Genomic DNA, 22,499 nt, shown 5'->3' with positions numbered 1-22,499 from the left:
AGGCCCGACATGCAGGACATTTATTTGCTGGTATCCGGCCCCTTGGCCTGGGCGGCGTGGACCATCTTCGCGCTGGGGTCGATCTGGAAGATCTGGTCGACCCTGAGCGTCGCCAGGCAGAAGGACCAGGTCCTTCTCAACTACGTTTCCCTCAAGTACGGGCTCAGGTCCATCATCAACTGGTCCATCCCGTTCAACACCGTGAACATGAGGCTGCACCCCGTCTTCACGGGCGTGGCGTTCTTCTTTCACATCGCCTTCTTTGCGTTGCTGATCTTCGTGTCCGCGCACCAGATCATGATCGAGGAAGGCTTCGGCATCGGCTGGGTGACCATCCCCGACGCCGTGGCCGACATCATCGCCTTTGCCGTGATCGGCGCCTGCATCTTCTTCGGCGTGCGCCGGGTCGTGCGGCCCGAAGTCAAATATGTCACCGACTGGACGGATTTCGCCCTCCTCGCCCTCGTGGCCTCGCCGTTCGTGACGGGCGTCCTCGCCTACCATCAGCTGGGCGACTACATGACCATGGTCATCCTGCACATGCTGTGCGCCGAGCTCCTGCTCGTGGCCATCCCCTTCACGCGTCTGAGTCACATGCTTCTGGCTCCCTTGACCAGGGCATACATCGGTTCCGAGTTCGGCATGGTGCGCCACGTCAAGGATTGGTAAAAAGAGGAGAACGCTATGAAAGAACGCGTCTGGATAAAGGACGAAGGTATTGAAAGGGGGGCCGAAAAGCTGACCCCCGAGAGGATCGAGAAGACGATCAATCAGGTGCTCGACAATGAGGCCGGGTCCCGCCTGAAGGCGTACGTCGAGACGTGCGCTCACTGCGGACTGTGCTCCGAGGCCTGCCATTTCTACCTCTCCCGCGACCGTGACCCCCGGTTCTCGCCGGTGGGCAAGGTCAAGCAGACCATCTGGGAGATGCTCGACAAGAAGGGCAAGGTCTCGACCGAATTCATGAAGCAGGCCGTGCAGGTGGCGCAGACCGAGTGCAACATGTGCCGCCGCTGCGTGCAGTACTGTCCCTTCGGAATCGATATCGCCTACATGATGTCGCTGGTGCGCCGCATTTCACACAAACTGGAGATCACGCCGCTCTACATCCAGGATACGGCTCATTCCCATTCTGCGACCATGAACCAGATGTGGGTCAAGGACGACGAGTGGATCGACGCCCTGCACTGGCAGGAGGACGAGATGCGCGAAGAACTGCCCAACGCGCGCATCCCGCTGGAGAAGGAAGGGGCCGAGATCATGTACTCGGTCATCGGGCCCGAGCCCAAGTTCCGGACCCAGCTCATCTACCAGGCCGCGGCCATCATGAACGAGGCGGGCATGGACTGGACCATGCCGGCTACCCCCGGCTGGGACAACTCCGACATGGCCATGTACACGGGCGACTCCGAGATGATGGGACGCCTGAAGCGCCTGCATTTCGAAACGGCGGCCAGGCTGCGGGTCAAGAAGATCGTCATGGGCGAGTGCGGTCACGCCTTCCGCTCCGTATACGATACGGGCAACCGCGTTCTCGGCTGGCGCATGCCCCCCATTCCGGTCGTGCACGCCCTGGAGTTTTACTGGGACCTGCTGAACGAAGGGAAGATCAAGGTCGCCAAGCTGTTCGAGGAGCCCGTGACCTTCCACGATCCGTGCAACGTCGTGCGCGGCCGAGGTCTGCACGAAAAGGCGCGCGAAGTGGTGCGGGCCTTTTGCCCCAACTTCATCGAGATGACGCCCAACCGGGAACACAACTACTGCTGCGCCGCGGGCGGCGGTGTCATCAACTGCGGGCCGCCATTCAAGAACTCCCGCGTGGAAAGCAACAGAGTCAAGGCTGAACAGCTTCAGGCCACCGGCGTCAAGGTGTGCATTGCCCCGTGCCATAACTGTCACGGTGGACTTGAGGATATTATCCACAAGTACAAACTGGACATGCAGCTCAAGTTCCTTGGTGAGATTATCTACGATTGCATGGAAAAACCAAATGCTGTCTAGGGGTGAGTGATGAGACATAAACTATACAGATACGCCATCTATTGCTTCGTCGCGCTCTGCGTCACGCTGTGCAGCGTTCCGGCTTTTTCCCAGGAGGACACGGTTCTGAAGGTCGAGGCCTTCGGAACCTTGGAACGACCCGTCAGCGCCTTCGATCATGACACCCACAACGAGAAGGCGGCGATCGAAGATTGCGCCGCATGCCATCACGTCTACAAGGACGGCAAGCTCGTGGAGGGCGAAAGTTCCGAAGATCAGGCCTGCTCGGAATGCCATACCCTGAAAGCCCAGGGCTCCCAGCCCGGCCTGCGCATGGCGTACCACCGCCAGTGCAAGTCGTGTCACGTCGAAAAGAAGAAAGGCCCTGTGGCCTGCGGCGAATGCCATGTGAAGAAATAATTCTTTTCGGTTCCGTTCAAAAAGCCCGGTTTCCCCTTGGAGACCGGGCTTTTTTTATACCTCTTACCGCCGTTTTGGGGGCCTTTGGGCTTCGGTGCGGCATTGTGCTTTTGTGTATTTGTTCGCATTGCATATTTGTAAGTCATTGACATTATGCGCTATAATTCGAATTGCGCGGGGTCTTTCCAAGTTTGGATTAGATTGTGAAAAAATGGATTAAGCCTTGACGAGATTTTCGGAATTCTATACCTCCGAGGTCGGAATAAATCATACCTGAACAGTCTGTTTCAAATTTCCTGTCCGGCTTTCGTGCGGACGTGTTCGCGGTCTGGTTTTTTCCGGGACAGAGGAGGGCGCCGGGAGGCGGTGCCTCTTGGCGAGGGTGGTTGCCGGAATTTTCCGGAGTGGATTTCAACAAAGGAATTTTCACATGGAGAAGGGAAGACCAATGCTGCGATGGGTCGGAATCCTGTGCGTAAGCATGGCAGTGGCCGGAATCGGTCTGAACGCTCTTGGGGGAAAGCAGGAACAGGTCGCTACGAAGCAATTGGGCGCCGATCTCGTCACCATCGATACGCTCAAGCAGTTCGGTGATCTCGAGTACCCAGTTGTCCGGTTCGAGCATGACAAGCACACCAAGGCCGTCGAAGGGAAGTGCGAATCCTGCCACAAGGTGACCGGGAACACGGTCACGGCCAAGTTCAAGCGCGAGGCAGACACGACCGCAGCCGAACTCAAGGCCGTTTACCACGACAACTGCATCAAGTGTCACACCGACACGTCCAAGGCCGGCAAGAAGAGCGGGCCCGAGAGCGGACAGTGCCGGACATGTCATGCCGGGCCTGCGGAAACGTCCCGCACGCTGCCGACCTTCGACAAGTCCCTGCACTACAGGCACCAGTCGTCCAAGATGGTCCCCGCCCCGGCCGGCCAGAAGGACAACTGCTCCAAGTGCCACACCCAGGACAAGCCCGAAAAACGCAATCTTTCCTTTGCCGAAAACAAGGACCAGTCGCACGAGAAGTGCGTGTCCTGCCACATGGAGATAGCCAAGGCCAAGCAGCCCAGCGGCCCCGTGGAGTGTTCCGGCTGCCATGACGCGACCGTTCGCGCCACGTTCAAGAAAGTCGCCGACGCGCCCAGGCTCGAAGCCGGCCAGTCCGATTTCGCCCTGCTCATGGCCGAACCCGCCAAGCCTTCCGCAGAGCCGGCCCTCGTCAACGCCGTGCCCTTCAACCACAAGAAGCACGAAGAAACGAACGAGAATTGCTCGGTCTGTCATCACACCTCCTCGACCAAGGGCGTGGTGGCTTGTTCCCAGTGCCACACCTCCCTTGGCAAGGAAGAGGGCGCCTTCATCACCACCGAGCAGGCCATGCACCGCGTGACCGCCAAGGCCAGCTGCGTGGGCTGCCACGCCCAGGCCCAGGACAAGAAGCAGTGCGCCGGTTGCCATACCTTCATGGGCCGCACGGGCCAGAAGACCGAGGCCAGCTGCGCCAAGTGCCACGTCAGCATCACGGCCGGCCCCGAAATGGCTCAGGACAAGACCATGCAGGTCAACACCGCGGCCATGCTCTTTGATACCCGTGCAAAGTCCGACACGGTCGTGAAGATCGACGAGATCCCCGAAAACATCGAGATCGGCGTTTTGGCCAATGAATACCAGGCCAGCAAGTTCCCGCACCGCAAGATCGTGCAGAAGATCATGGAAGGCATGAAGGACGACGCCATGGCTGCGTATTTCCACGCGAGCCCCAACGCCGTCTGCTCCGGCTGTCACCACAACAGCCCCGCTTCGGCCAACCCGCCCAAGTGCGTCAGCTGTCACGGCAAGGGCGCCGGCCCCCTGACAGAGGCCAAGCCAGATCTGAAGACCGCCTATCACCAGCAGTGCATCGGCTGCCACACGGAGATGGGCATCGAGAAGCCGGCGGCCACGGCCTGCACCGAATGCCACGCCGCGAAAAAGTAACCTGCCTGCAAGGTCGCAATAACGAGGAGCTACTATGAAACGCAGAAAATTCATTGGCATGCTGGCTGGCGCAGGGGCCTGTTTGGCGGCGTCTTCGGCCAGTGCCGGTGGAACTCATCATTTCACGGGATATCCCGAGAGCTTTGGGGTGCTCTTTGACAGCACCAAATGCATCGGCTGCAGAAAGTGCGAAGCCGCATGCAACAAGGTCAACGAACTGCCGGCCCAGCCCGTGCCCTTCGACGACCTGACGGTCATGGACAAGCGTCGCCGCACACACCACGACACCTTCACGGTGGTCAACAAGTACGCGGTCGGCGACAAGCCGGTCTACCGTAAGCAGCAGTGCAACCACTGCCTCGAACCGGCCTGCGCCTCGGCCTGCTTCGTCGGCGCCTTCAAGAAGGACAAGACCGGCGCCGTCAGCTACGACGCCTCCAAGTGCGTGGGCTGCCGCTACTGCATGATCGCCTGTCCCTTCGAGATTCCCACGTACGAGTATCATGACCCGGTCACGCCGCGGGTGCGCAAGTGCACCATGTGCCAGCCGCGCATCGAGGAAGGCAAGCTCCCCGGCTGCGTCGAGGACTGCCCCAAGGGCGCCCTGGTCTTCGGCCGCCGCGAGGATCTGCTGGGCATCGCCCGCGAGCGCATCCGCAAGCACCCCGACACGTACATCAACCACATCTACGGCGAGAACGAGATGGGGGGCACCAGCTGGCTCTACATCTCGGGCGCTCCCTTCTCCCAGATCGGCCTGCGCGAGGATCTGGGCATCACGCCCGCTCCGCAGTTCACCTCCGGTCCCCTGGGCGTGGTCCCGGCCATCGTCGGCCTGTGGCCCGTGTTCCTGACCGGCGCCTACGCGCTGACCAAGCGCAAGGAGAAGATCTCCGAGGAAGAGCAGCACCACGCCGTGGCGGAAGCCGTGGCCGACGCCCAGGCCGAAGCGGCCAAGAAGCTCAAGGCGGCCATGGACAAGGCGGAGCGCGACAAGCAGGCAGCCGTCGATCGTGAAGTGAAAAAGGCCCTGAAGGACGCGGAAGAGGCTCGCAAGAAAGAAGCCGAAGCCGCCGACGCGGGCGAGCAATAAGGAGGAGTGGCGATGTCTCACCACACCACACCCGACAAGAAATTCTGGACCCCGGCCAACATCCTGACGGCCATCATCCTGGCCGTCGGCCTGGTGCTGACCGTCAAGCGCTTCACCATGGGCATCGGTTCCGTCACCAACCTGACCGACGACAACCCATGGGGCATCTGGATCGGCTTCGACCTGCTCTGCGGCGTCGCCCTGGCCGCCGGCGGCTACACGACCTCCGCGGCCGTGTACCTCTTCGGCATGAAGAAGTATCACTCGGCGGTCCGTCCGGCCATCACCACGGCCTTCCTGGGCTACGCCTTCGTCGTCTTCGCCCTGCTGTACGACCTGGGTCGCTACTACCGGCTGCCGTACCCCCTGACCATCTACCCCGGCCCCACGTCCTTCCTCTTCGAGGTAGGCCTGTGCGTGGCCCTGTACCTGACGGTCCTGGCCATCGAGTTCTCGCCTGCGGTCTGGGAGACCCTGCGCTGGAAAAAGATGCGGCACTATGCCCACAGCCTGACCCTGGTCCTGACCATCTTCGGCGTCATCCTGTCGACCCTGCACCAGTCTTCCCTGGGCGGGCTGTACCTGATCGCCCCCTCCAAGCTGCATCCGCTCTGGTACTCGCCTTACCTGGCCCTGTTCTTCTTCGTTTCGAGCATCCCGGCCGGCCTGTCCATGGTCATCTTCGAGGGCGGCCTGTCCCACAAGTTCCTGCACCACAAGATGGACCAGACCCACATCGACGAAGCGCCCGGCGTGACGCTGGGCTTCGCCAAGGCCGCGGCCGTGGTTCTCTTCGGCTACTTCAACCTGAAGTGGATCGGCGTGGCCATTGACGACAACTGGCACTATCTGGCCACGGGCTGGGGCGCCTGGTTCCTGGTCGAGGTCATCGGCTTCGTGCTGGTACCCTGCCTGATGTACGCCGTGGCCGCCCGTGAGAAGAACCAGAAGCTGGCCTTCTGGGCGTCCATCGTCACGGTCCTGGGCATCGTCCTGAACCGCCTGAACATCTCCCTGGTGGCCTTCAACTGGCAGCTGCCGTCCGAATTCCGTTACGTTCCTGCCTGGGAAGAGATCATGATCACCGTGTTCATCGTCACCCTGGAGATCACGGTCCTGCGTTTCTGCCTGAGCAAGCTGCCGATCCTGCACGAACACCCCGAATTCAAGGAAGCCCATTAAAGGAGGCGTACAATGGAATTCATGACGTATCATGACTTCATGTTCTGGACCAAGGGCATGGCCTATGTCGGAATGGGCCTTGGTCTGGTGGCGTTCTTGGCCTTCTGGCTGTTCGTGACCGAACGGGACGAGGACAGGTTCGCTGACAAGGAAGAGGAATAGGCTCGGTCCGTTTCGACCAATGAAGGAGTATTCGTATGTATGAGATATTGACTGGTCCGCTGCTCTGGATTTCCTTTGCGGTATTCTTTGTCGGCCTGACCGCCCGCGTGGTGCTCTACTTCAAGGGGCTGGACTGGCGGCTGGACCGCGTGGCCTACAAGCCGCACATGAACTACGGCATAAAGGGCGCCGTGCGCTCCGTGTACCGCTGGCTGCTGCCCTTCGGCACCCATAGCTGGCGCGCCAAGCCCATCTTCACCATCATGTTCTTCGCCTTCCACATCGGGCTCGTCATCGTGCCCATCTTCCTGGAAGGCCACGCCGTGATGATCCGAAACGGCCTGGGCATCGACTGGCCGTCCATGCCGCAGATTCTGGCCGACGTGCTGGCCATCGCGGCGCTCATGGGCGGCATCGGCATCGCGGTGCGTCGGTTCCTGCTGCCCGAGGTGCGCATCCTGACGGATTTCAAGGACGTCATGCTGCTGGTCCTGACCTTGACCTTGCTGGCCTCCGGCATCATGGCCTCGTACCACACCGACACGTATTCGTTCTGGATCAACCTGCACATCCTGTGCGGCGTGATCGTGCTTCTGACCGCACCCTTCACCAAGCTGGCCCACATCGCGCTCTTTTTCTGCACGCGTATCCAGCTGGGCATGGATTTCGGGATCAAGCGCGGCGGAATGAAGTCCAATTTTGACTGGTAAGCCAAGAGGAATACAACATGCCCGAAGGAAAACTTTGCAATAAGAAGCCCGTTTCCTGCCGCGAGGAGCTGGATGCGCTCCTCTCCGACAGCAACGGCAGACAATACTATGCGGAAATGGAACAGCTGGACGTGGACGCTGACGCATTGTGGGCGACCATCCAGAAGACCATGAAGTCCAGAACCAAAACCTGGCTCGACATCTGCGCCCACTGCGGCCTGTGCGCCGACAGCTGCTTCCTGTACAGCGTCAACGAGCGCGACCCCAAGCAGGTGCCGTCCTACAAGATCCAGTCCACCCTGGGCGAGATCGTCAAGCAGAAAGGCAAGGTGTCCAACGAGTTCATGCGCATGTGCATGGACACGGCCTGGTCCAAGTGCACCTGCTGCAACCGTTGCGGCTCCTTCTGCCCCTACGGCATCGACATGGGTGTCATGTTCAGCTACCTGCGCGGCCTGCTGCACTCCCAGGGCTTCGTGCCGTGGGAGCTGAAGATCGGCTCGGGCATGCACCGCCTGTTCCGCGCTCAGATGGACGTCACCGTCGAGGAGTTCGTCGACACCTGCGAATGGATGGTCGACGAGGCCCTCGAAGAGTGGCCCTGCCTTGAGATACCCATCGACAAGGAAGACGCCGACATCGTCTACATGATCAACGCCCGCGAGGCGAAACACTACCCAGAGGACATCGTCGAGGCGGCCATCCTCTTCCACATCGCAGGCGAGAACTGGACCATGCCGTCCTCCGGTTGGGAAATGACCAGCCTGTCCATGTTCGCCGGCGACTGGGAGGCCTGCAAGATGCAGGTCGAGACGGTCTATGAAGCCATGGAGCGCCTGCGCCCCAAGCGCATGGTCGCCACCGAGTGCGGTCACGCCTACCGCGCTACGGTCATCGAAGGCCCGTACTGGGCCGGACGCCCCGACGGCAAGCCGCCTGTGGAGTGCATTCACTACGTGGAGTGGATGGCCGAAGCCCTTGAGTTGGGCAAGCTCAAGATCGACCCCGCCAAGAAAATCAAGGAGCCCGTCACGGTTCAGGATTCCTGCAACTACGTCAGGAACGCCGGCCTGCGCGACTGCACGCGCATCATCATGAAGCACATCGCCGAAGACTTCCGCGAGATGGCGCCCAACAAGGAACACAACTATTGTTGTGGCGGTGGCGGAGGCTTCAATGGTATCGGCCGCTATCGCAAGCAGCGCAACGTCGCGCTGAAGATGAAGCGCGAGCAGATCCTGGCCACGGGCGCGAAGTTCGTCATCGCCCCCTGCCACAACTGCTGGGATGCCATCCGCGACCTGGAAGAGGAATTCGAAATCGGCATCCGCTGGAGCTTCCTGAAGCCCCTTCTGCTCAAGATGGTCGAGGTGCCCGAACACCTCCTGCCTCAGGAATAGGTCTGACGAGTCATCGGCCTGCCGTGCCATGCACGGCAGGCCGCAAACAGAACGGGAGTTAACACATGTTTACAAAGATTCTGTTCGCCACCTCCGGCTCTCCCTGCTGCGATGCCGCCGCTCGCGTCGCCTTCGATCTGGCCGCGCGCTACAATGCCAAACTCTTCGTCTACCATGTCCTTGGCGTACCCAGCCGCGGGTTCAGCCAGGTGGTGGTCGACGTACGCACGGGCGAGAAGGTCGAGCTGGACGAGGATTACGCATTGTGGGTCAAGGATGAGCTCAAGAATACCTATGACCGCCAGATGAAGAGCGGCGTGGACTGCGAGATCGACACGGCCGTCGGCATCCCGCACCGCGAGGTGCTGCGCAAGGCCCGGCAGGAGGACGTGGACCTCATCGTCATGGGCGCCAGCACCACTGGCTGCGAGGCCGACGCCGACGCCTACCAGCGTCACTTCGCCGGCTCCACCCTGCAGCGCGTGGCCAAGGCTTCCAAGGCTCCTGTCCTGGTAGTCAACCGTCCGGTGGCCTCCTTCTGGGGCGGCTTCACCAACATCGTCTTCGGCGCCGACTTCTCCAAGGCTTCCGAGCACGCCTTCAAGTTCGCCCTGAAGACCGCCAAGGAACTGGACGCCAAGCTGCACGTTTTCCACGCCATCGACATCGGTTCCACGCACAGCCTGATCTCCCAGAAGCAGCTCGATGACCAGATGATCGAGGCCAGGGATCGGATGCGCCGGAAATATCTCATTCAGACCGGGGATTTCAAGAACGTGTCGGCCGACATCTGGGAAGGCATCCCGTATGTCGAAATCGTGAAGTATGCGCGCGAGAAGCAGGCCGACCTGATCATCATGGCCCACCATTCCAAGGATGTGGGCGATGAGGAGTCGGCTTTCGGCCACACCCTGGAGCAGGTGCTTCTGCGCGCAACGTGCCCTGTCGCATCGGTCAACCGTCCGGATAAGATTCAAAACGTGTAACTCTTTATCATTGTTGGGGGTGTATGATGGCCAAGAAAATCCTGATCATTGACGACGATCCCAATATTGTCACCTACTTGGAAGATATCTTCCAGGATGCGGGCTACTCGACCTGCAAGGCCACCGACGGCGCCGACGCCCTGGCAGTGGTCAAGCAGGAGAAGCCCGATCTGATTACCCTGGACCTGGAAATGCCCAAAGAATGGGGCCCGCGCTTCTACCGCGAGCTGAGCCAGGAAGACGAGTATAAGAACATTCCTGTCATCGTCATCAGCGGACTGGCCGGCAACAAGTACGCGATCCAGAAGGCGGTCGCCTCCTTCACCAAGCCCTTCGACCGCGAGGAGCTGCTGAAGGCGATCAAGGAAAACATCGGGTAACGCCAAACTCAACCCGCAGGCGTCCTTGTCCCGTCTAAACACGGACAAGGACGCCTTCTTTGCGCCATGCACAACATCGTCATTTCCGAATCCATCGTGATCATCACCCAGGACCCCGAGCACGGCAGGGTTCTGGGGCATATCCTCCACGAATACGGGTATCAGCCATCGAATTGCGACTACGATGACGCCCTTGTGACCGTAAGCGTGGTCCGGCCTCGCCTGGCCGTGCTCGGAATCTGCGATTGCAGGCTGGGACAGGGCGTCCTGCGCAAGATACGAACGAGCTTTCCGGAAGTGCGCATCATCGTGCTCGTCCCGGAGGATGAGTATCAGATGGGGCTCGATTTTCTTGAGGAAGGCGCGTCGGATTTCCTGTTCAAGCCCGTTTCGGAGCGGGCGCTGCGCATCGCCCTCGACCGTGCCCTGACCTTCATCGAGATGCGGAGGGACCGGGACCTTCTGGTCGAGAAGAGCAAAATTCTCGAATCAAGCCATCAGCTCTGCCGACAGCTTTTCGACGAGGTGCCGTGCTACATTTCGGTCCAGAACAAGGACCGACGCATCGTGCGCGCCAACAGGCAGTTCAAGCTCGATTTCGGGTCCTGCCTCGGCGAGCGCTGCTACGAGATCTACAAGCACCGCACGCACCCGTGCCCCCAATGCCCGGTGGAAGAGACGTTCCGCGACGGCATGGTCCATCAGACCGAGGAAGTGGTCACCACGCGCACCGGGCAGCAGAAAATCGTGCTGACCCTGACGGCCCCGCTGAAAAACGACCACGGGGAGATCAACGAGGTCATGGAACTGGCCACGGACATCACCCAGATCCGCGAGCTGCAGGACCGCCTGACGTCGCTGGGGCTGTTCATCGGTTCCATCTCCCACGGCGTGCGCGGCATGTTGACCGCACTGGACGGCGGGCTGTACAGGCTTGAGAAGGGAATCCAGAACAACGACATGGACCTGGTCGCCAACGGTGCGGAGCGGGTCAAGCTGATGATTTCGCGGATTCGCAATTCCGTCCTGGAGATGCTCTATTACTCCAAGGACCGCGATCTGAACATCCAGACCCTGGACGTGCAGACGTTCGGCGACGGCGTGGCCAATTTCGTGGAGCCCAAGGCCACTAAGCACGATATCCGTTTTCAGAAGGAATTCCATGGCAATCTCGGCCGGTTCGAGATCGACCCGGAGGTCATCTCCGCCGGCCTGGTCAACATCCTGGAAAATGCCGTGGACGCATGCATCGAAGACGAGTCCAAGGATCGGCACGTGGTGACGTTCATCGTCGAAGGCGACAAGAACAAGGTTTCCTTCGTCATCCGGGACAACGGGCCGGGCATCGACAGGGCCACCCAGGAGAAGATGTTTTCCCTTTTCTTTTCCTCCAAGGGCAGCAAGGGTACCGGGCTTGGCCTTTATATCGCCAATGATGTGGTGCATCAGCATGGGGGACAGATTGTCGTCGATTCCACTGTCGGCGAGGGAACTGAATTTCGCGTCGAGCTGCCGCGCAAATATGTAAAGAAAGACCAGCCCGCACCAAACGGCGACAATGGCCAGTTCAAGGCGGGGTCCTAGGGGCGTGGACATGAATATTCGGAGGAACGCATGCGTTTGACAACGCGAAGCCGCTACGGGACCAGACTTCTCCTGGACATTGCCCTCAACGAGGACAAAGGGTGGGTGAACACGACGGATATCGCCCGGCGTCAGAACATATCGCAGAAGTACATCGAGAAGCTGATAACTGGCCTGCGCCGCGGCGGGCTCATCAAGAGCAAGCGCGGCCCCTTCGGAGGGCACAAGCTGGCCAAGCCCGCCTTGGACATCACAGTCGGCGACGTGGTGCGCGCCCTGGAGGAAAAGGTCGCCCTGACCCAGTGCGCCGAAGGGGAGCCCATCTGCGGCGAGTGTTCCCTGGCCGGGGAATGCGTGACCCAGTTCGTGTGGATCGAGGCCAGCAATGTCCTCATGAACACCCTCGACTCCTACCGCCTCGGCGAGCTGATTAGCCGCAAGGGCTGAGGTCCACCGCTCGGCAGCCTCCAGATCGGCCGCTTCCTTCGGGAAGCGGCTCCTCCTTATCCCTCTCTTTTCCCCAGAATGAGCTCCGTCATGGGGCGTTTGGGCACAAAGTGCCTTCCGGCTTCATCCCGCCAGTACCTGATGGAGCCGTCCGCGGGCACGTCCACGACGCTTACGTCCTCCGCAGGCTTGCCCAGCGCCAGGACCAGGCTGATCTCCAGTTCCGGCGCCAGGCCGAGGTGCGCGCGCAGCCGGTCGCGGTCGATGGCCCCGAGCATGCATCCGCCCAGACCCTTTTCCACCGCGCCCAGCAGCATGGTCTGGGCCATGATGCCAAGGTCGATCCTGGCCATGTCCCAGTCATGGGCCGTGTTGACCACGATGACGTAGGCGGCCGGACGCTCGGACGGCGCGGGCCCGTCCCAATCCTTGAGGTAGGCCGCCCATTTCAGGCAGGCGAAGACGGCCTCGTTGTCGGCCGGCGCGTTGCACAGGATGAAGCGCAGGGGCTGCCTGTTGGCCGCGGACGGGCAAAGCCTGGCCAGTCCGACCAGATCTTCGAGGGTTTGCATGGGGATGGCGACGCTGGTGTCGAAACGGCGGTAGCTGCGGCTGGCGGCGACGATGTCCTTGAGCATGTGTGCCTCCTCACGTGTCGTAGATGTTTTCGAATCGGGCCTTGTACGCCTGGAACGTCCCGTCCTCGATGGCCTTGCGGGCGCCGGTCACGACCTGCAGGAAGTAGGCGAGGTTGTGGATGGTGTTCAGGCGGTAGGACAGGATCTCCTGGGCCTGGTAAAGGTGGCGCAGGTAGGCGCGGCTGAAGTTGCGGCAGGTGTAGCAGGAGCACTCGGGGTCCAGGGGGCCGTCGTCCTCGGTGTACTCGGCGCGCTTGATGTTGACCTTGCCCAGGGACGTGAACAGGGTGCCGTTGCGGGCGTTGCGCGTCGGCAGCACGCAGTCGAACATGTCGATGCCAGCGTCGATGCCGCGGATGATGTCCAGCGGCGTGCCCACGCCCATGAGGTAGCGCGGCTTGTCCGCGGGCAGCAGAGGGGCGCTGTGATAGAGGATGTCCATCATCTCGGGCTTGGATTCGCCCACGCTCAGGCCGCCCAGGGCGTAGCCGTCGAAGGGGATGTCGATGAGCTGGCGGATGCTCTCCTCGCGCAGATCCCTGAAGAAGCCGCCCTGGCCGATGCCGAAGAGGAGTTGCCCGCCGCTGCCCTGGGGATAGGCCTTGCGGCAGCGCTCCGCCCAGCGGGTGGTCAGGCCGAGGGACTTCTTGGTGTAGTCGTAGTCCGCGCCGTAGGGCACGCACTCGTCGAGGACCATCATGATGTCCGAGCCGAGGTTGCGCTGGATGGAGATGGCCTTTTCGGGCGAAAAGAAGTGCTTGGACCCGTCGAGGTGCGAGGAGAAGGCAACGCCGTCCTCGGTCAGCTTGCGCAGTCCCGAAAGGCTGAAGACCTGGAAGCCTCCGGAGTCCGTGAGGATGGGGCGGTCCCAGTTCATGAATTTGTGCAGGCCGCCGCGCCGGGCGATCATCTCGTCGCCGGGACGCATGCACAGGTGGTAGGTGTTGCCGAGGATGATGCGCGCGCCGAGGTTTTTCAGGTCCTCGGGGCAGACGGCCTTGACGGTCCCCTGGGTGCCCACGGGCATGAAGATGGGGGTGGGGATGACGCCGTGGGCCGTGTGCAGTTCTCCGGCCCGGGACGCGCCGTCGGTGTGGTGTATGGTGAATGTTCCTGGTTTCATTTCGGTTTTCGTTTCGTTGCGGTTTTGGTGTCCAGGCCCGCCTTGGGGCACAGGTCCTCGAGTTCGCATACCGGGCAGGCCGGCTTGCGGGCCGTGCAGACCTCCCGGCCGAAGAGGACCAGGTAGTGGTTCACGGCGCCCCAGTCGTCCTGGGGGAAAAGTTTCATCAGGTCGCGCTCGATCCTGTCCGGCACGGTCTCGCGGGTCAGGCCCAGGCGGAAGGAGATGCGCCTTACGTGCGTGTCCACGGCGATGCCGGCCTGGACGCCGAAGGCGTTGGACAGGACGACGTTGGCCGTCTTGCGCGCCACGCCGGGCAGGGTCAGCATGTCCTCCATGGTCCGGGGGACCTGGCCACCGTAGGTCTCGACGATCCTGGCCGCGGCGGCTCGCAGGTTTTTGGCCTTGTTGCGGAAGAAGCCCGTCGAGCGGATGACGACCTCGATTTCCCCCACTTCGGCATTTGCCATTTGCTCCACGTCCGGCCACGTGGCAAAGAGATGCGGAGTGACTTGGTTGACCCGCGCGTCGGTGCACTGGGCGGAAAGCACCGTAGCGGCCAGCAGTTCCCACGGCGACGACCAGTGCAGCTCGGTCCTGGGGACCGGGTAGCGGCGGGCCAGCCGTTCCCGGATGGCCTCGGCCCTGGCGGGGATGTTCGGTTTGGTCATGGCGGATACCTCGTGCGGATGTCGGACCCCGAGTGAACGTGCCTGACAGTTTTTTTCCGCAACCTCAAGTTTTTTGCACGGAGGCGCGAGATGAGCGAAATCCTGGTTTACATGACGGCCCCGGACCTGGAAACGGCGCGCCGCATCGGCCGGACCCTGGTGGAGCGGCGCCTGGCAGCCTGCGTCAACATCCTGCCGTCCATCGAGTCCATGTACTGGTGGGACGGCTCCGTGCAGTCCGAGGTCGAGACGGCGTTTGTGGTCAAGACAAAGGGGGATCTCTACGAGCGCCTGCAAGCTTGCGTTCTCGGGATGCATCCTTATGAACTTCCGTGTATCGTGGCCCTGGACATCGACCGCGGACACGCCCCCTTCCTGCGCTGGATCGACGAACAGACGGGGGCGGCCGGCGGAGCCCATGAAATGAGTTGACTGGGCAAAAAATTCGTTCATAGCAATGCGCAACGCATGATCCGAAGAGGAGAAGAGGTTTCGTGAGGTTTCACATTTTGACGTTCGGGTGCCAGATGAACGTGGCCGATTCCGACTGGTTGTCCCAGGCTCTGATTTCGCGGGGATGGACCGAATCCGCGGAGGAAGACGCCCAGGTTTTCCTGGTCACCACCTGTAGCGTGCGGGAGAAGCCCGAACAGAAGGTCTATTCCCTGCTTGGCCGCCTCAAGGGCTACGCCGACCGCGATCCTGCCGTCTTCGTGGGCGTTGGCGGCTGCGTGGCGCAGCAGATCGGCGAGGAGTTCTGGAACCGCTTTCCCTTCGTGCGCCTGGTCTTCGGCACCGACGGCACGGCCATGGTGCCGCAGGCGCTTGAGCGCCTCGTCGAGGACCCGGCCCTGCGCGTCAGTCTGCTGGACTTCCTCGACCACTACCCCGAGCGCGAGCAGCCCGAGGAGGGCCGCGTCGGCGCCCAGGCCTTCGTCAACATCATGCAGGGCTGCGACAATTTTTGCGCCTACTGCATCGTGCCCTTCACCCGCGGCCGCCAGAAGTCGCGCTCTTCCGACGCCATCGCGGCTGAGTGCGAGTCCCTGGTGCGGCGCGGGGCCAGGGAGCTGACCCTGCTGGGGCAGAACGTGAACAGCTACGGCCAGGACGGGCACGGCGACGGCACCACCTTCGCCTCCCTGCTGCGCCGCATCTCGGCCATTCCGGGCCTGGCGCGGCTCAAGTTCACGACGTCTCACCCCAAGGACATCGCTCCCGAGGTCGTGGCGGCCTTCGGCGAACTGCCGAACCTGAGCCCGCAACTGCACCTGCCCGTGCAGTCCGGCTCCGACGCCATGCTGAAGTCCATGGGCCGCAAGTACACGCGGGAGCGCTACCTGGGTATCGTCCGGGATCTGCGCGCGGCCTGCCCGCACATCGCCCTGACCACGGACATCATCGTCGGCTTCCCGGGCGAGACGCAACGGGATTTCGAGGATACCCTGGAACTCATGCGGCAAGTCCGCTACGAGTCGAGCTTTTCGTTCAAGTACTCCGACCGGCCCGGGGTGCGGGCCGAGAAGATGAATTTCAAGGTGCCCGAGGAGGAGAAGGCCCGGCGGCTGGCCGTGCTGCAGGACCTGCAGAACCGCATCACCGCCGAGGAGCTCGAGTCCCGGGTCGGCGCCGAGGTCGACGTCCTGGTGGAGGGCACGAGCAGGATGCAGGACGGCGCGGCCCTTTTCTGGCGTGGCCGGGACGGCGGGGGGCGCATCATCAACTTTCCTTCGCCCCTGCCCGACCTGACGGGCAAAATGATTCGCGTGCGCATCCTGGCTGCGAAGAAACACTCCCTCACAGGGGAGACCCGAGGTGAACCGTGGTAGAAATGACGGTATTCGGATTGGCCCTGGACGAGGATTCGCAGATGCCGATCCTCATTCTCAAGGACACGACGGAGGACATCATTTTCCCCATCTGGATCGGAGCCATGGAGGCCATGTCCATTTCCATGGCCCTGAACAAGGTGCCCGTGCCCCGGCCCATGACCCATGACCTGATCCTGAACATCCTGGAGAAGCTGGCCGCCCGGCTGGAGGCCGTCGAGATCGTGTCGATCCACGAGGGCACGTACTACGCCGAACTGGTGCTGCGCTCCGAAAGCGGGGAGAGACGCGTGGACTGCCGTCCGTCGGACTCCATTGCCCTGGCCCTGCGGGCCGAGGTGCCTATCCGGGTCTCCAAGGAGGTCATCGCCCTGAACAAGACCCTGCAGAAGGGCGTGTTCCAGGAGGTGGTCAAGGGCGAGGACAGCGAGAAGTGGACGGACATCCTCTCCAAGTACAGCCTCGACGACATCAAGTACAAGATGTGACGCGTCCGTGATCGACCTGCATACCCATACGATCTTCAGCGACGGGGTCCTCGTTCCGGCAGAACTGGCGCGACGCGCCAAAGTTGCGGGATACCGCGCCGTGGCAATCACTGACCACGCCGACGCGTCGAACATGGACCTCGTGGTGCCGCGACTGGCCGCCATGGCGAGGGAGTATTCCGTGTACATGGACATCGCCATCGTCCCCGGCGTGGAACTGACGCACGTGCCCGCGGCCCTCATGGCCCAGGAGGTCGAGCGCGCCAGGACCCTCGGGGCGCAGATCGTGGTCGCCCACGGCGAGACCATCGTCGAGCCGGTGGAGCGGGGCACCAATCTCGCCGCCATCGAGGCCGGGGTCGACGTGCTGGCTCACCCCGGACTGATCACCCCCGAGGAGGTCCGTCTGGCGGCCCAGAAAGGCGTGCTCCTCGAAATCACTACCAGGGCCGGACACGGGTACGCCAACGGCCATGTCCTGGCCCTGACACGCGCCTTCGGGGCCCGGTTCGTACTCAACAACGATGCCCACGAGCCCCGCGACCTCGTCGGGGCGGATCTGCGCCGCCGGATCGCCTTGGGGTGCGGCATGTCGGAAGAGGAATATCGCGCCGCGGATGACCATGCCTGGGCTCTTGTGTCCCGGTGCCTTTCGCAGTAGTGAATCAAAATTTGTTATTTCGTCGAAAACTTTCGTAGTTCAAAAAGGTGAAACTTATGGATGCAGTAGCGCAGACAGGCGTTGTTGACCCGATAAACATGACGCAGTCCTTGGATTCAATGCAGCAGCTGGGTGCCGCGACGCAACTCGGCGGCATGCCGCAGTTCAGCTTCTGGGAAATGATCGCCAACGCGACGGTCGTGGTGCAGGGCGTCATGACGCTCCTGGCGTTGATGTCGCTCATCAGCTGGTCGATCATCTTCTTCAAGATAATCCAGATCAACCTTGGCCGGCGCAAGGCTCTGCAGGAGCGCGCCCTGTTCCAGAACGCAACGAACCTGGCCGACGGCGTGCAGACCCTGCGCGAGCAGGGCAACTCGGCCCTGTACCCCATCGCCAAGAAGGGGCTGCAGGAGTTCCGCCGTTTGGAACAGTCCGTCATCCATCCCAACCTCAAGTTCCGCGTGGCCGGCGACAACCTGCGGCGCGTGCTCGAGCAGGGCGTGACCGAAAGCCTGGGCGACATGTCCCGGTCCCTGGCCTTCCTGGCCACGTGCGCCAACTCCGCCCCCTTCATCGGCCTCTTCGGCACGGTCTGGGGCATCATGAACTCCTTCCACTCCATCGGGCAGATGAAGACCGCGGCTCTGGCCGCCGTCGCCCCCGGCATCTCCGAAGCCCTGGTGGCCACGGCCATCGGCCTGGGCGTCGCCATTCCTGCGACCATCGCCTACAACACCTTTCTGGGCATGATCAACACGGTGCAGTCGGAGATGGAGTGCTTTGCCAGCGAATTCCTCAATCGCGCCCAGCTCGAACTGCCTTGGATGAACAAGCGGGGAGAATAGGCCATGGGCATGCAGTTAAACTCCGGCAAGGGCTTCCTTGCCGAGATCAACGTCACGCCCTTTGTGGACGTCATGCTGGTGCTGCTCATCATTTTCATGGTGACGGCGCCCATGCTGACCCAGGGAGTGGAAGTCGACCTTCCGGAAACCAAGGCGGTGGAAACCCTGCCTGAGGACAGCGACACGGTCGTGTTGCACGTCCTCAAGGATGGGACCATCAAGCTGGACAAGTACGAGGTCAAGATCGAGGATTTAGGCAACCATCTCAAACGGATGGAAATGCAGAAGGGTAAATTGCTGTATCTCCAGGCGGACAAGGATGTGGCCTACGGCGTGGTCGTCAAGGTCATGGCCGAGGTCAGGGCCGCCGGGGTGCAGAAACTCGGCGTCGTTGCGGAACCTGAAGAAGAGAAGCTCTAAGCTCAAGGCGTTGTCGTGTCGTATTCCCTGCGTCATCTGAGTTGGGTCTTCTCTATTGCCCTGCACCTTGCAGTGTTCATCGGAGGAGTCTACGTTTCCACCGATTCCCATATCAAACTCAACCTCAACAAGCGGATGTATGAGGTGAATCTCGTCGGGCCGCCGCACAAGGGCAAGCCCGGCGCCAAGAGCGCTCCCAGACAGGCCGTGACGCCCGAGTCCGCGCCGCAGAAGGCGGCCCCGAAGGAAGCTCCGGTGGCCAAGGCCCCCGAGGAACCCAAGAAGCCCGAGAAAAAGGCCGTCCCATCGGAAACGGCCAAGCCCGTGCCGACAGAGAACGCCACGGTGGCCGAGGCCAAGCCGGAGGAGCCCAAGAAGGAAGAACCCAAGAAAGAGGAGCCGAAAAAGGAGGCTCCGAAGAAGGAAGAGCCCAAGAAGGACGAAGCCAAAAAGGACGAGGGCAAGAAGGAAGAACCCAAGAAGGACGCCAAGGACGACAAGGCCAAGAAGGCGCCCAGCAAGGAGGATATCCTGGCCGAGGCCCTGGGCGACGTGTCTAAGACCGCCAAGCAGACTCGACCCGGTGCCGAGGGTGCGGCCAAGGGTTCCACCAAGGGCGGTTCCAAGGACGCCCTGGCCGATGCCCTGGCCGATGCCGGCCGCGAGGTCTCGGGACGGGGTACCAGCGGTGACGGGACGGCCGAGGACGGCGAGGGTGAAGGTGAATCCACGGGCAGCCTGGAGGACTTCTACGCGTCCCAGGTCATCAAGGTCATCCGCCAGAACTGGAGATTCCCCCGCCTGTCCAACGTGGTCCTGGCCACGACCGTGGAACTGCGGGTCAACAAGGGCGGCGAGATTCTCGGCTCGCGCATGGTCAACGGTTCCGGGCGCTCGGACTTCGACGCTTCCGTCATGCGGGCCATCGAAGACACCAGGAAACTGCCGGAGCTTCCCGAAACGCTGCCGACAACGTTCAGGATAACTTTTTACAATACGGAAAACGGGTAGGAGACGGTCTTGATCAGAAAACTCTCTTTGCTTGTGGTGCTCCTGTGCGTCGTCGCGGCTCCGGTCTGGGGCGCGGACGTGATGAGCATCGACATCTTCGGTCCGGGCCAGTCGAGGGTGAACCTGTTCGTGGCCGACCCGCTGTCCAAGGACAGCGTCGGGCCTCTCGGAGCCATCCCGGGCAACGCTCCCCTTGAACTGCAGCAGCGCATTCACGCCAACTGCGCCTTTCTGCCCTTCTTCAACATGCTCGGGGGCAGGGACATCGTCGGTGGGCCCAATCCGGGCGGGTACGTGACGCCGAACCTCGATCTCAAGAAGTTCCAGCTCTCCCGCGCCGACGTGCTGGTCACCGCGGCCTGGACGCCGCGACCCGGCGGAGTGGGCGAGGTCGAACTGCGGGCCTACGAGGTCTACACGGGCCGCCTGATCGTCGGCAAAGGTTACAGCGTCAACACGAACCAGCAGGTGCCTGAGGTGGCGGCCCGCTTCTGCGCGGACCTGATGGAGGCCCTGACGGGCCAGGGTGACTTCTTCCGGTCCAACATCGCCTTCGTCAAGAAGGAGGGCAACCGCAAGCAGATTTACATGTGCACGGCCCAGGGCCTGAACCTGCAGAAGGTCACCAATCTCGACGGCATCTGCGTCAGCCCCTCGTGGTCCCATGACGGCCAGAAGCTCGTGTTCGTCTTCCTGGACAAGCAGTTCCACAACCTGTGCGTCTGGGATCGCCAGACCAGGTCGCTGGAGAAGAAGAGGCTGCCGGGCAACACGCTGATCGCGCCCGCCTTCACCAAGTCCGGTTCCGTGGCCATCAGCCTGGACATGAGCGGAAACCCCGAGATTTACGAGCTCAAGCCCGACTACAGCGTCGGCAGGCCCCTGGAACAGAACTGGGGCATCGACGTCAGTCCCGACTTCGATCGTTCCGGGCAGAAAATGGTCTTTGTTTCCAACAGATTGGGGAATCCGCATGTTTTCCTGAAGAATCTCGGCAGCGGAGAGGTCAAACGCGTCTCCATGACCGGGAAGTACAACACCGGTCCGAGCATCAGCCCGGACGGCACGCAGGTCGTCTTCGCCCATATGGTCAACGGAGTTCATAAATTATTTCTTGCAGATCTGATCTCCGGGCAGGAACGCCAGTTGACATTTGGAGGGGGCAGTGATGAAGATCCGACGTGGTCCCCGGACGGGTATTTCATCGCGTTTTCGTCCAGCAGATCCGGACCGAAGCAGATTTATCTGACGACGAAGCACGGGGACGAACCTATTTTGATTCCAACCGGGCCAGGTGAGGCGAGCTCTCCGGCCTGGGGGAAATTATAGTGGCTAAGGCTTGGTTTTTTTTCGTTAATGGAGGAAGTTATGAAGAAGTTAGGTATTTTTGGATTGATCGTGTTGGTGTTTTGCCTGGCCATGGCCGGCGGCTGCTCCAAGAAGGTGGCGTCCACTCCTGCCGGCGCGACTGCTGCCGGTTCCGGTGACGGCTACGGCACGCAGGGCGGTCTGACCGCCGAGCAGCTCGAGGCCCAGCGCCTGGCCGAACTGCAGCGTCAGGCCATCGAGAAGATCGCTGCGGATCGGATCTATTTCGCTTTCGATTCCAACGAGCTGAGCCAGGAATCCCGTCAGATCCTGACGGACAAGGCTGAACTGCTGAAGTCCACTCCCGGCCTGAACCTGCTGATCGAAGGTCACTGCGACGAGCGCGGCACCAACGAATACAACCTGGCCCTGGGCGAACGCAGAGCTCGCGCCGCCTACGAGTTCCTGGTCCTGATGGGTGTGGACTCTTCCAAGATGTCCATCATCAGCTATGGCGAAGAATACCCCGCCGTGCAGGGCTCCAACGAGGCCGCCTGGTCCAAGAATCGTCGCGACGAATTCAAGGCCAGCGCCAACTAGGCTCTTCAGGGGAATCTCCCCTCGCGAAGCCCCGGGGTTTCCCGGGGCTTTTTTTTTTGGCTCATCCGGTTAAAGCGTCCAGGCTATAATTGTCTGTCCACCGACGTCGTCGAGCGTCGCTCCGAGCGCATCATCACACATGCCCCGCCATCGCGTGCGCAGCGCGCGATCCATCTTCGACTTGCGCCGACCTACATCGAGTAAAGATCGTGAAAACTGGATTGCCGCGTAGTTGTGTGCGTCAAGTTCTGCAAATTCTTCCACGACATGATGGGTAACCTCAAGCAGCTGGCGACCGAGAATGGGCCCACCCAGAGCTCGTCGGAGGTCGCCAGATGCGTTCTCCATTAAGCAACCAGTTCCATCAATGCTTTCTTCTTTAACTCTGTGAGCAGGCTCATATCCAGGTATCTGTTTGCCTCGATCCAGTTCTCATGCGTCTCTACCGCAAGGGCTCGGATCAAACGTAAGCAGCTTTCTTCATTGGGAAATATCCTGACAACCAATGTCCGACGTTTGATCTCTTCATTGAGTCTTTCCAGCATGTTGGTCGACTTCAGATGCTTGTGATGCCCGCAGGGTA

General features: G+C 61.4%; 26 protein-coding genes. 22 read left to right on the top strand and 4 right to left on the bottom strand.

Annotated elements, in window-relative coordinates; all coding sequences use genetic code 11:
- Nucleotides 1-9 precede the first annotated feature (9 nt).
- The 13 genes from tmcC to G394_RS0114480 all read left to right on the top strand — a co-directional run bounded on the left by tmcC (nucleotide 10) and on the right by G394_RS0114480 (nucleotide 12,319).
- Nucleotides 10-669: a TmcC family electron transfer complex membrane anchor subunit gene (tmcC, locus tag G394_RS0114540; protein WP_028578279.1), complete on the top strand. Its 660-nt coding sequence runs from the start codon at nucleotides 10-12 to the stop codon at nucleotides 667-669.
- 15 nt (nucleotides 670-684) lie between these two features.
- Nucleotides 685-2,001 carry an electron transfer complex ferredoxin TmcB gene (tmcB, locus tag G394_RS0114535; RefSeq protein WP_028578278.1) on the top strand — a complete coding sequence of 439 codons (1,317 nt, stop codon included), beginning with the start codon at nucleotides 685-687 and terminating at the stop codon, nucleotides 1,999-2,001.
- Between the two features lie 9 nt (nucleotides 2,002-2,010).
- Nucleotides 2,011-2,400, top strand: a complete 390-nt coding sequence (gene tmcA, locus G394_RS0114530) for an acidic tetraheme cytochrome c3 TmcA (protein ID WP_028578277.1) — start codon at nucleotides 2,011-2,013, stop codon at nucleotides 2,398-2,400.
- A gap of 448 nt (nucleotides 2,401-2,848) precedes the next feature.
- Complete coding sequence (hmcA, locus tag G394_RS0114525) at nucleotides 2,849-4,375, top strand: sulfate respiration complex hexadecaheme cytochrome HmcA (RefSeq protein WP_051307224.1); 1,527 nt, start codon at nucleotides 2,849-2,851, stop codon at nucleotides 4,373-4,375.
- Nucleotides 4,376-4,409: 34 nt separating this feature from the next.
- A complete protein-coding gene (hmcB, locus tag G394_RS0114520; protein WP_028578275.1) occupies nucleotides 4,410-5,468 on the top strand; it encodes a sulfate respiration complex iron-sulfur protein HmcB in 1,059 nt (352 codons plus the stop codon).
- Nucleotides 5,469-5,480: 12 nt separating this feature from the next.
- Nucleotides 5,481-6,650: a sulfate respiration complex protein HmcC gene (gene hmcC, locus G394_RS0114515; RefSeq protein WP_028578274.1), complete on the top strand. Its 1,170-nt coding sequence runs from the start codon at nucleotides 5,481-5,483 to the stop codon at nucleotides 6,648-6,650.
- A gap of 12 nt (nucleotides 6,651-6,662) precedes the next feature.
- A complete protein-coding gene (gene hmcD / locus G394_RS0114510; protein WP_028578273.1) occupies nucleotides 6,663-6,812 on the top strand; it encodes a sulfate respiration complex protein HmcD in 150 nt (49 codons plus the stop codon).
- 35 nt (nucleotides 6,813-6,847) lie between these two features.
- Nucleotides 6,848-7,522: a sulfate respiration complex protein HmcE gene (hmcE, locus tag G394_RS0114505; RefSeq protein WP_028578272.1), complete on the top strand. Its 675-nt coding sequence runs from the start codon at nucleotides 6,848-6,850 to the stop codon at nucleotides 7,520-7,522.
- A 17-nt stretch (nucleotides 7,523-7,539) separates the two neighbouring features.
- The gene (hmcF, locus tag G394_RS0114500; protein ID WP_028578271.1) at nucleotides 7,540-8,922 is read left to right on the top strand and encodes a sulfate respiration complex iron-sulfur protein HmcF; all 1,383 of its coding nucleotides are present in this window, start codon (nucleotides 7,540-7,542) and stop codon (nucleotides 8,920-8,922) included.
- Nucleotides 8,923-8,987: 65 nt separating this feature from the next.
- Nucleotides 8,988-9,908 carry a universal stress protein gene (locus tag G394_RS0114495; RefSeq protein WP_028578270.1) on the top strand — a complete coding sequence of 307 codons (921 nt, stop codon included), beginning with the start codon at nucleotides 8,988-8,990 and terminating at the stop codon, nucleotides 9,906-9,908.
- A gap of 26 nt (nucleotides 9,909-9,934) precedes the next feature.
- Nucleotides 9,935-10,288: a DVU0259 family response regulator domain-containing protein gene (gene divK / locus G394_RS0114490; RefSeq protein ID WP_028578269.1), complete on the top strand. Its 354-nt coding sequence runs from the start codon at nucleotides 9,935-9,937 to the stop codon at nucleotides 10,286-10,288.
- 66 nt (nucleotides 10,289-10,354) lie between these two features.
- On the top strand, nucleotides 10,355-11,872 hold the full coding sequence (locus G394_RS19415) for a hybrid sensor histidine kinase/response regulator (protein WP_051307223.1): 1,518 nt from the start codon (nucleotides 10,355-10,357) through the stop codon (nucleotides 11,870-11,872).
- A 30-nt stretch (nucleotides 11,873-11,902) separates the two neighbouring features.
- Nucleotides 11,903-12,319, top strand: a complete 417-nt coding sequence (locus tag G394_RS0114480; RefSeq protein ID WP_028578268.1) for an RrF2 family transcriptional regulator — start codon at nucleotides 11,903-11,905, stop codon at nucleotides 12,317-12,319.
- A 56-nt stretch (nucleotides 12,320-12,375) separates the two neighbouring features.
- Here the strand turns inward: G394_RS0114480 and G394_RS0114475 are convergent, their stop codons facing one another.
- From G394_RS0114475 to nth, 3 genes are read right to left on the bottom strand one after another with little or no spacing between them, the layout of a single operon-like run.
- On the bottom strand, nucleotides 12,376-12,957 hold the full coding sequence (locus G394_RS0114475; protein WP_028578267.1) for a nitroreductase family protein: 582 nt from the start codon (nucleotides 12,955-12,957) through the stop codon (nucleotides 12,376-12,378).
- 10 nt (nucleotides 12,958-12,967) lie between these two features.
- Nucleotides 12,968-14,080: a tRNA guanosine(34) transglycosylase Tgt gene (gene tgt / locus G394_RS0114470; protein ID WP_028578266.1), complete on the bottom strand. Its 1,113-nt coding sequence runs from the start codon at nucleotides 14,078-14,080 to the stop codon at nucleotides 12,968-12,970.
- On the bottom strand, nucleotides 14,077-14,751 hold the full coding sequence (nth, locus tag G394_RS19410) for an endonuclease III (protein ID WP_043776132.1): 675 nt from the start codon (nucleotides 14,749-14,751) through the stop codon (nucleotides 14,077-14,079). Before nth ends, tgt begins: the two co-directional genes overlap by 4 nt.
- A gap of 90 nt (nucleotides 14,752-14,841) precedes the next feature.
- Here nth and cutA point away from each other — a divergent pair, with 90 nt between their 5' ends.
- The 9 genes from cutA to pal all read left to right on the top strand — a co-directional run bounded on the left by cutA (nucleotide 14,842) and on the right by pal (nucleotide 21,916).
- The gene (gene cutA / locus G394_RS0114460) at nucleotides 14,842-15,183 is read left to right on the top strand and encodes a divalent-cation tolerance protein CutA (protein ID WP_028578265.1); all 342 of its coding nucleotides are present in this window, start codon (nucleotides 14,842-14,844) and stop codon (nucleotides 15,181-15,183) included.
- Between the two features lie 62 nt (nucleotides 15,184-15,245).
- On the top strand, nucleotides 15,246-16,580 hold the full coding sequence (gene miaB, locus G394_RS0114455; RefSeq protein ID WP_028578264.1) for a tRNA (N6-isopentenyl adenosine(37)-C2)-methylthiotransferase MiaB: 1,335 nt from the start codon (nucleotides 15,246-15,248) through the stop codon (nucleotides 16,578-16,580).
- Nucleotides 16,574-17,068: a bifunctional nuclease family protein gene (locus G394_RS0114450; RefSeq protein ID WP_028578263.1), complete on the top strand. Its 495-nt coding sequence runs from the start codon at nucleotides 16,574-16,576 to the stop codon at nucleotides 17,066-17,068. Before miaB ends, G394_RS0114450 begins: the two co-directional genes overlap by 7 nt.
- A gap of 7 nt (nucleotides 17,069-17,075) precedes the next feature.
- Complete coding sequence (locus G394_RS0114445) at nucleotides 17,076-17,729, top strand: histidinol phosphate phosphatase domain-containing protein (RefSeq protein ID WP_028578262.1); 654 nt, start codon at nucleotides 17,076-17,078, stop codon at nucleotides 17,727-17,729.
- Between the two features lie 119 nt (nucleotides 17,730-17,848).
- A complete protein-coding gene (locus G394_RS0114440; RefSeq protein WP_245578349.1) occupies nucleotides 17,849-18,577 on the top strand; it encodes a MotA/TolQ/ExbB proton channel family protein in 729 nt (242 codons plus the stop codon).
- A 3-nt stretch (nucleotides 18,578-18,580) separates the two neighbouring features.
- Complete coding sequence (locus G394_RS0114435; protein WP_028578260.1) at nucleotides 18,581-18,997, top strand: ExbD/TolR family protein; 417 nt, start codon at nucleotides 18,581-18,583, stop codon at nucleotides 18,995-18,997.
- Between the two features lie 15 nt (nucleotides 18,998-19,012).
- Complete coding sequence (gene tolA, locus G394_RS0114430; RefSeq protein WP_028578259.1) at nucleotides 19,013-20,008, top strand: cell envelope integrity protein TolA; 996 nt, start codon at nucleotides 19,013-19,015, stop codon at nucleotides 20,006-20,008.
- A gap of 9 nt (nucleotides 20,009-20,017) precedes the next feature.
- Entirely contained in the window at nucleotides 20,018-21,337 is a 1,320-nt protein-coding gene (locus G394_RS0114425) for a PD40 domain-containing protein (protein WP_028578258.1), read from the top strand.
- Between the two features lie 39 nt (nucleotides 21,338-21,376).
- A complete protein-coding gene (pal, locus tag G394_RS0114420; protein ID WP_028578257.1) occupies nucleotides 21,377-21,916 on the top strand; it encodes a peptidoglycan-associated lipoprotein Pal in 540 nt (179 codons plus the stop codon).
- 347 nt (nucleotides 21,917-22,263) lie between these two features.
- Here pal and G394_RS19405 read toward each other — a convergent pair.
- Nucleotides 22,264-22,499 (bottom strand): IS256 family transposase (locus G394_RS19405; RefSeq protein WP_043776128.1); only part of this gene is annotated, 236 nt, incomplete at its 5' end.

This window comes from Desulfomicrobium escambiense DSM 10707 (assembly GCF_000428825.1).
Taxonomy (GTDB): domain Bacteria; phylum Desulfobacterota; class Desulfovibrionia; order Desulfovibrionales; family Desulfomicrobiaceae; genus Desulfomicrobium; species Desulfomicrobium escambiense.
This window is presented reverse-complemented; position numbering and strand designations above follow the sequence as displayed.

Excerpts from the sequence above, each read along its gene's own strand:
- hmcE (WP_028578272.1), top strand. The coding sequence starts at position 6,848 with ATGTATGAGATATTGACTGGTCCGCTGCTCTGGATTTCCTTTGCGGTA.
- G394_RS0114475 (WP_028578267.1), bottom strand. The coding sequence starts at position 12,957 with ATGCTCAAGGACATCGTCGCCGCCAGCCGCAGCTACCGCCGTTTCGAC.
- tmcA (WP_028578277.1), top strand. The coding sequence starts at position 2,011 with ATGAGACATAAACTATACAGATACGCCATCTATTGCTTCGTCGCGCTC.
- hmcA (WP_051307224.1), top strand. The coding sequence starts at position 2,849 with ATGCTGCGATGGGTCGGAATCCTGTGCGTAAGCATGGCAGTGGCCGGA.
- cutA (WP_028578265.1), top strand. The coding sequence starts at position 14,842 with ATGAGCGAAATCCTGGTTTACATGACGGCCCCGGACCTGGAAACGGCG.
- hmcF (WP_028578271.1), top strand. The coding sequence starts at position 7,540 with ATGCCCGAAGGAAAACTTTGCAATAAGAAGCCCGTTTCCTGCCGCGAG.
- divK (WP_028578269.1), top strand. The coding sequence starts at position 9,935 with ATGGCCAAGAAAATCCTGATCATTGACGACGATCCCAATATTGTCACC.
- tmcB (WP_028578278.1), top strand. The coding sequence starts at position 685 with ATGAAAGAACGCGTCTGGATAAAGGACGAAGGTATTGAAAGGGGGGCC.
- hmcC (WP_028578274.1), top strand. The coding sequence starts at position 5,481 with ATGTCTCACCACACCACACCCGACAAGAAATTCTGGACCCCGGCCAAC.
- G394_RS19415 (WP_051307223.1), top strand. The coding sequence starts at position 10,355 with ATGCACAACATCGTCATTTCCGAATCCATCGTGATCATCACCCAGGAC.
- G394_RS0114435 (WP_028578260.1), top strand. The coding sequence starts at position 18,581 with ATGGGCATGCAGTTAAACTCCGGCAAGGGCTTCCTTGCCGAGATCAAC.
- hmcD (WP_028578273.1), top strand. The coding sequence starts at position 6,663 with ATGGAATTCATGACGTATCATGACTTCATGTTCTGGACCAAGGGCATG.
- G394_RS0114480 (WP_028578268.1), top strand. The coding sequence starts at position 11,903 with ATGCGTTTGACAACGCGAAGCCGCTACGGGACCAGACTTCTCCTGGAC.
- tgt (WP_028578266.1), bottom strand. The coding sequence starts at position 14,080 with ATGAAACCAGGAACATTCACCATACACCACACCGACGGCGCGTCCCGG.
- pal (WP_028578257.1), top strand. The coding sequence starts at position 21,377 with ATGAAGAAGTTAGGTATTTTTGGATTGATCGTGTTGGTGTTTTGCCTG.
- nth (WP_043776132.1), bottom strand. The coding sequence starts at position 14,751 with ATGACCAAACCGAACATCCCCGCCAGGGCCGAGGCCATCCGGGAACGG.
- G394_RS0114440 (WP_245578349.1), top strand. The coding sequence starts at position 17,849 with ATGCAGCAGCTGGGTGCCGCGACGCAACTCGGCGGCATGCCGCAGTTC.
- hmcB (WP_028578275.1), top strand. The coding sequence starts at position 4,410 with ATGAAACGCAGAAAATTCATTGGCATGCTGGCTGGCGCAGGGGCCTGT.
- G394_RS0114495 (WP_028578270.1), top strand. The coding sequence starts at position 8,988 with ATGTTTACAAAGATTCTGTTCGCCACCTCCGGCTCTCCCTGCTGCGAT.
- tmcC (WP_028578279.1), top strand. The coding sequence starts at position 10 with ATGCAGGACATTTATTTGCTGGTATCCGGCCCCTTGGCCTGGGCGGCG.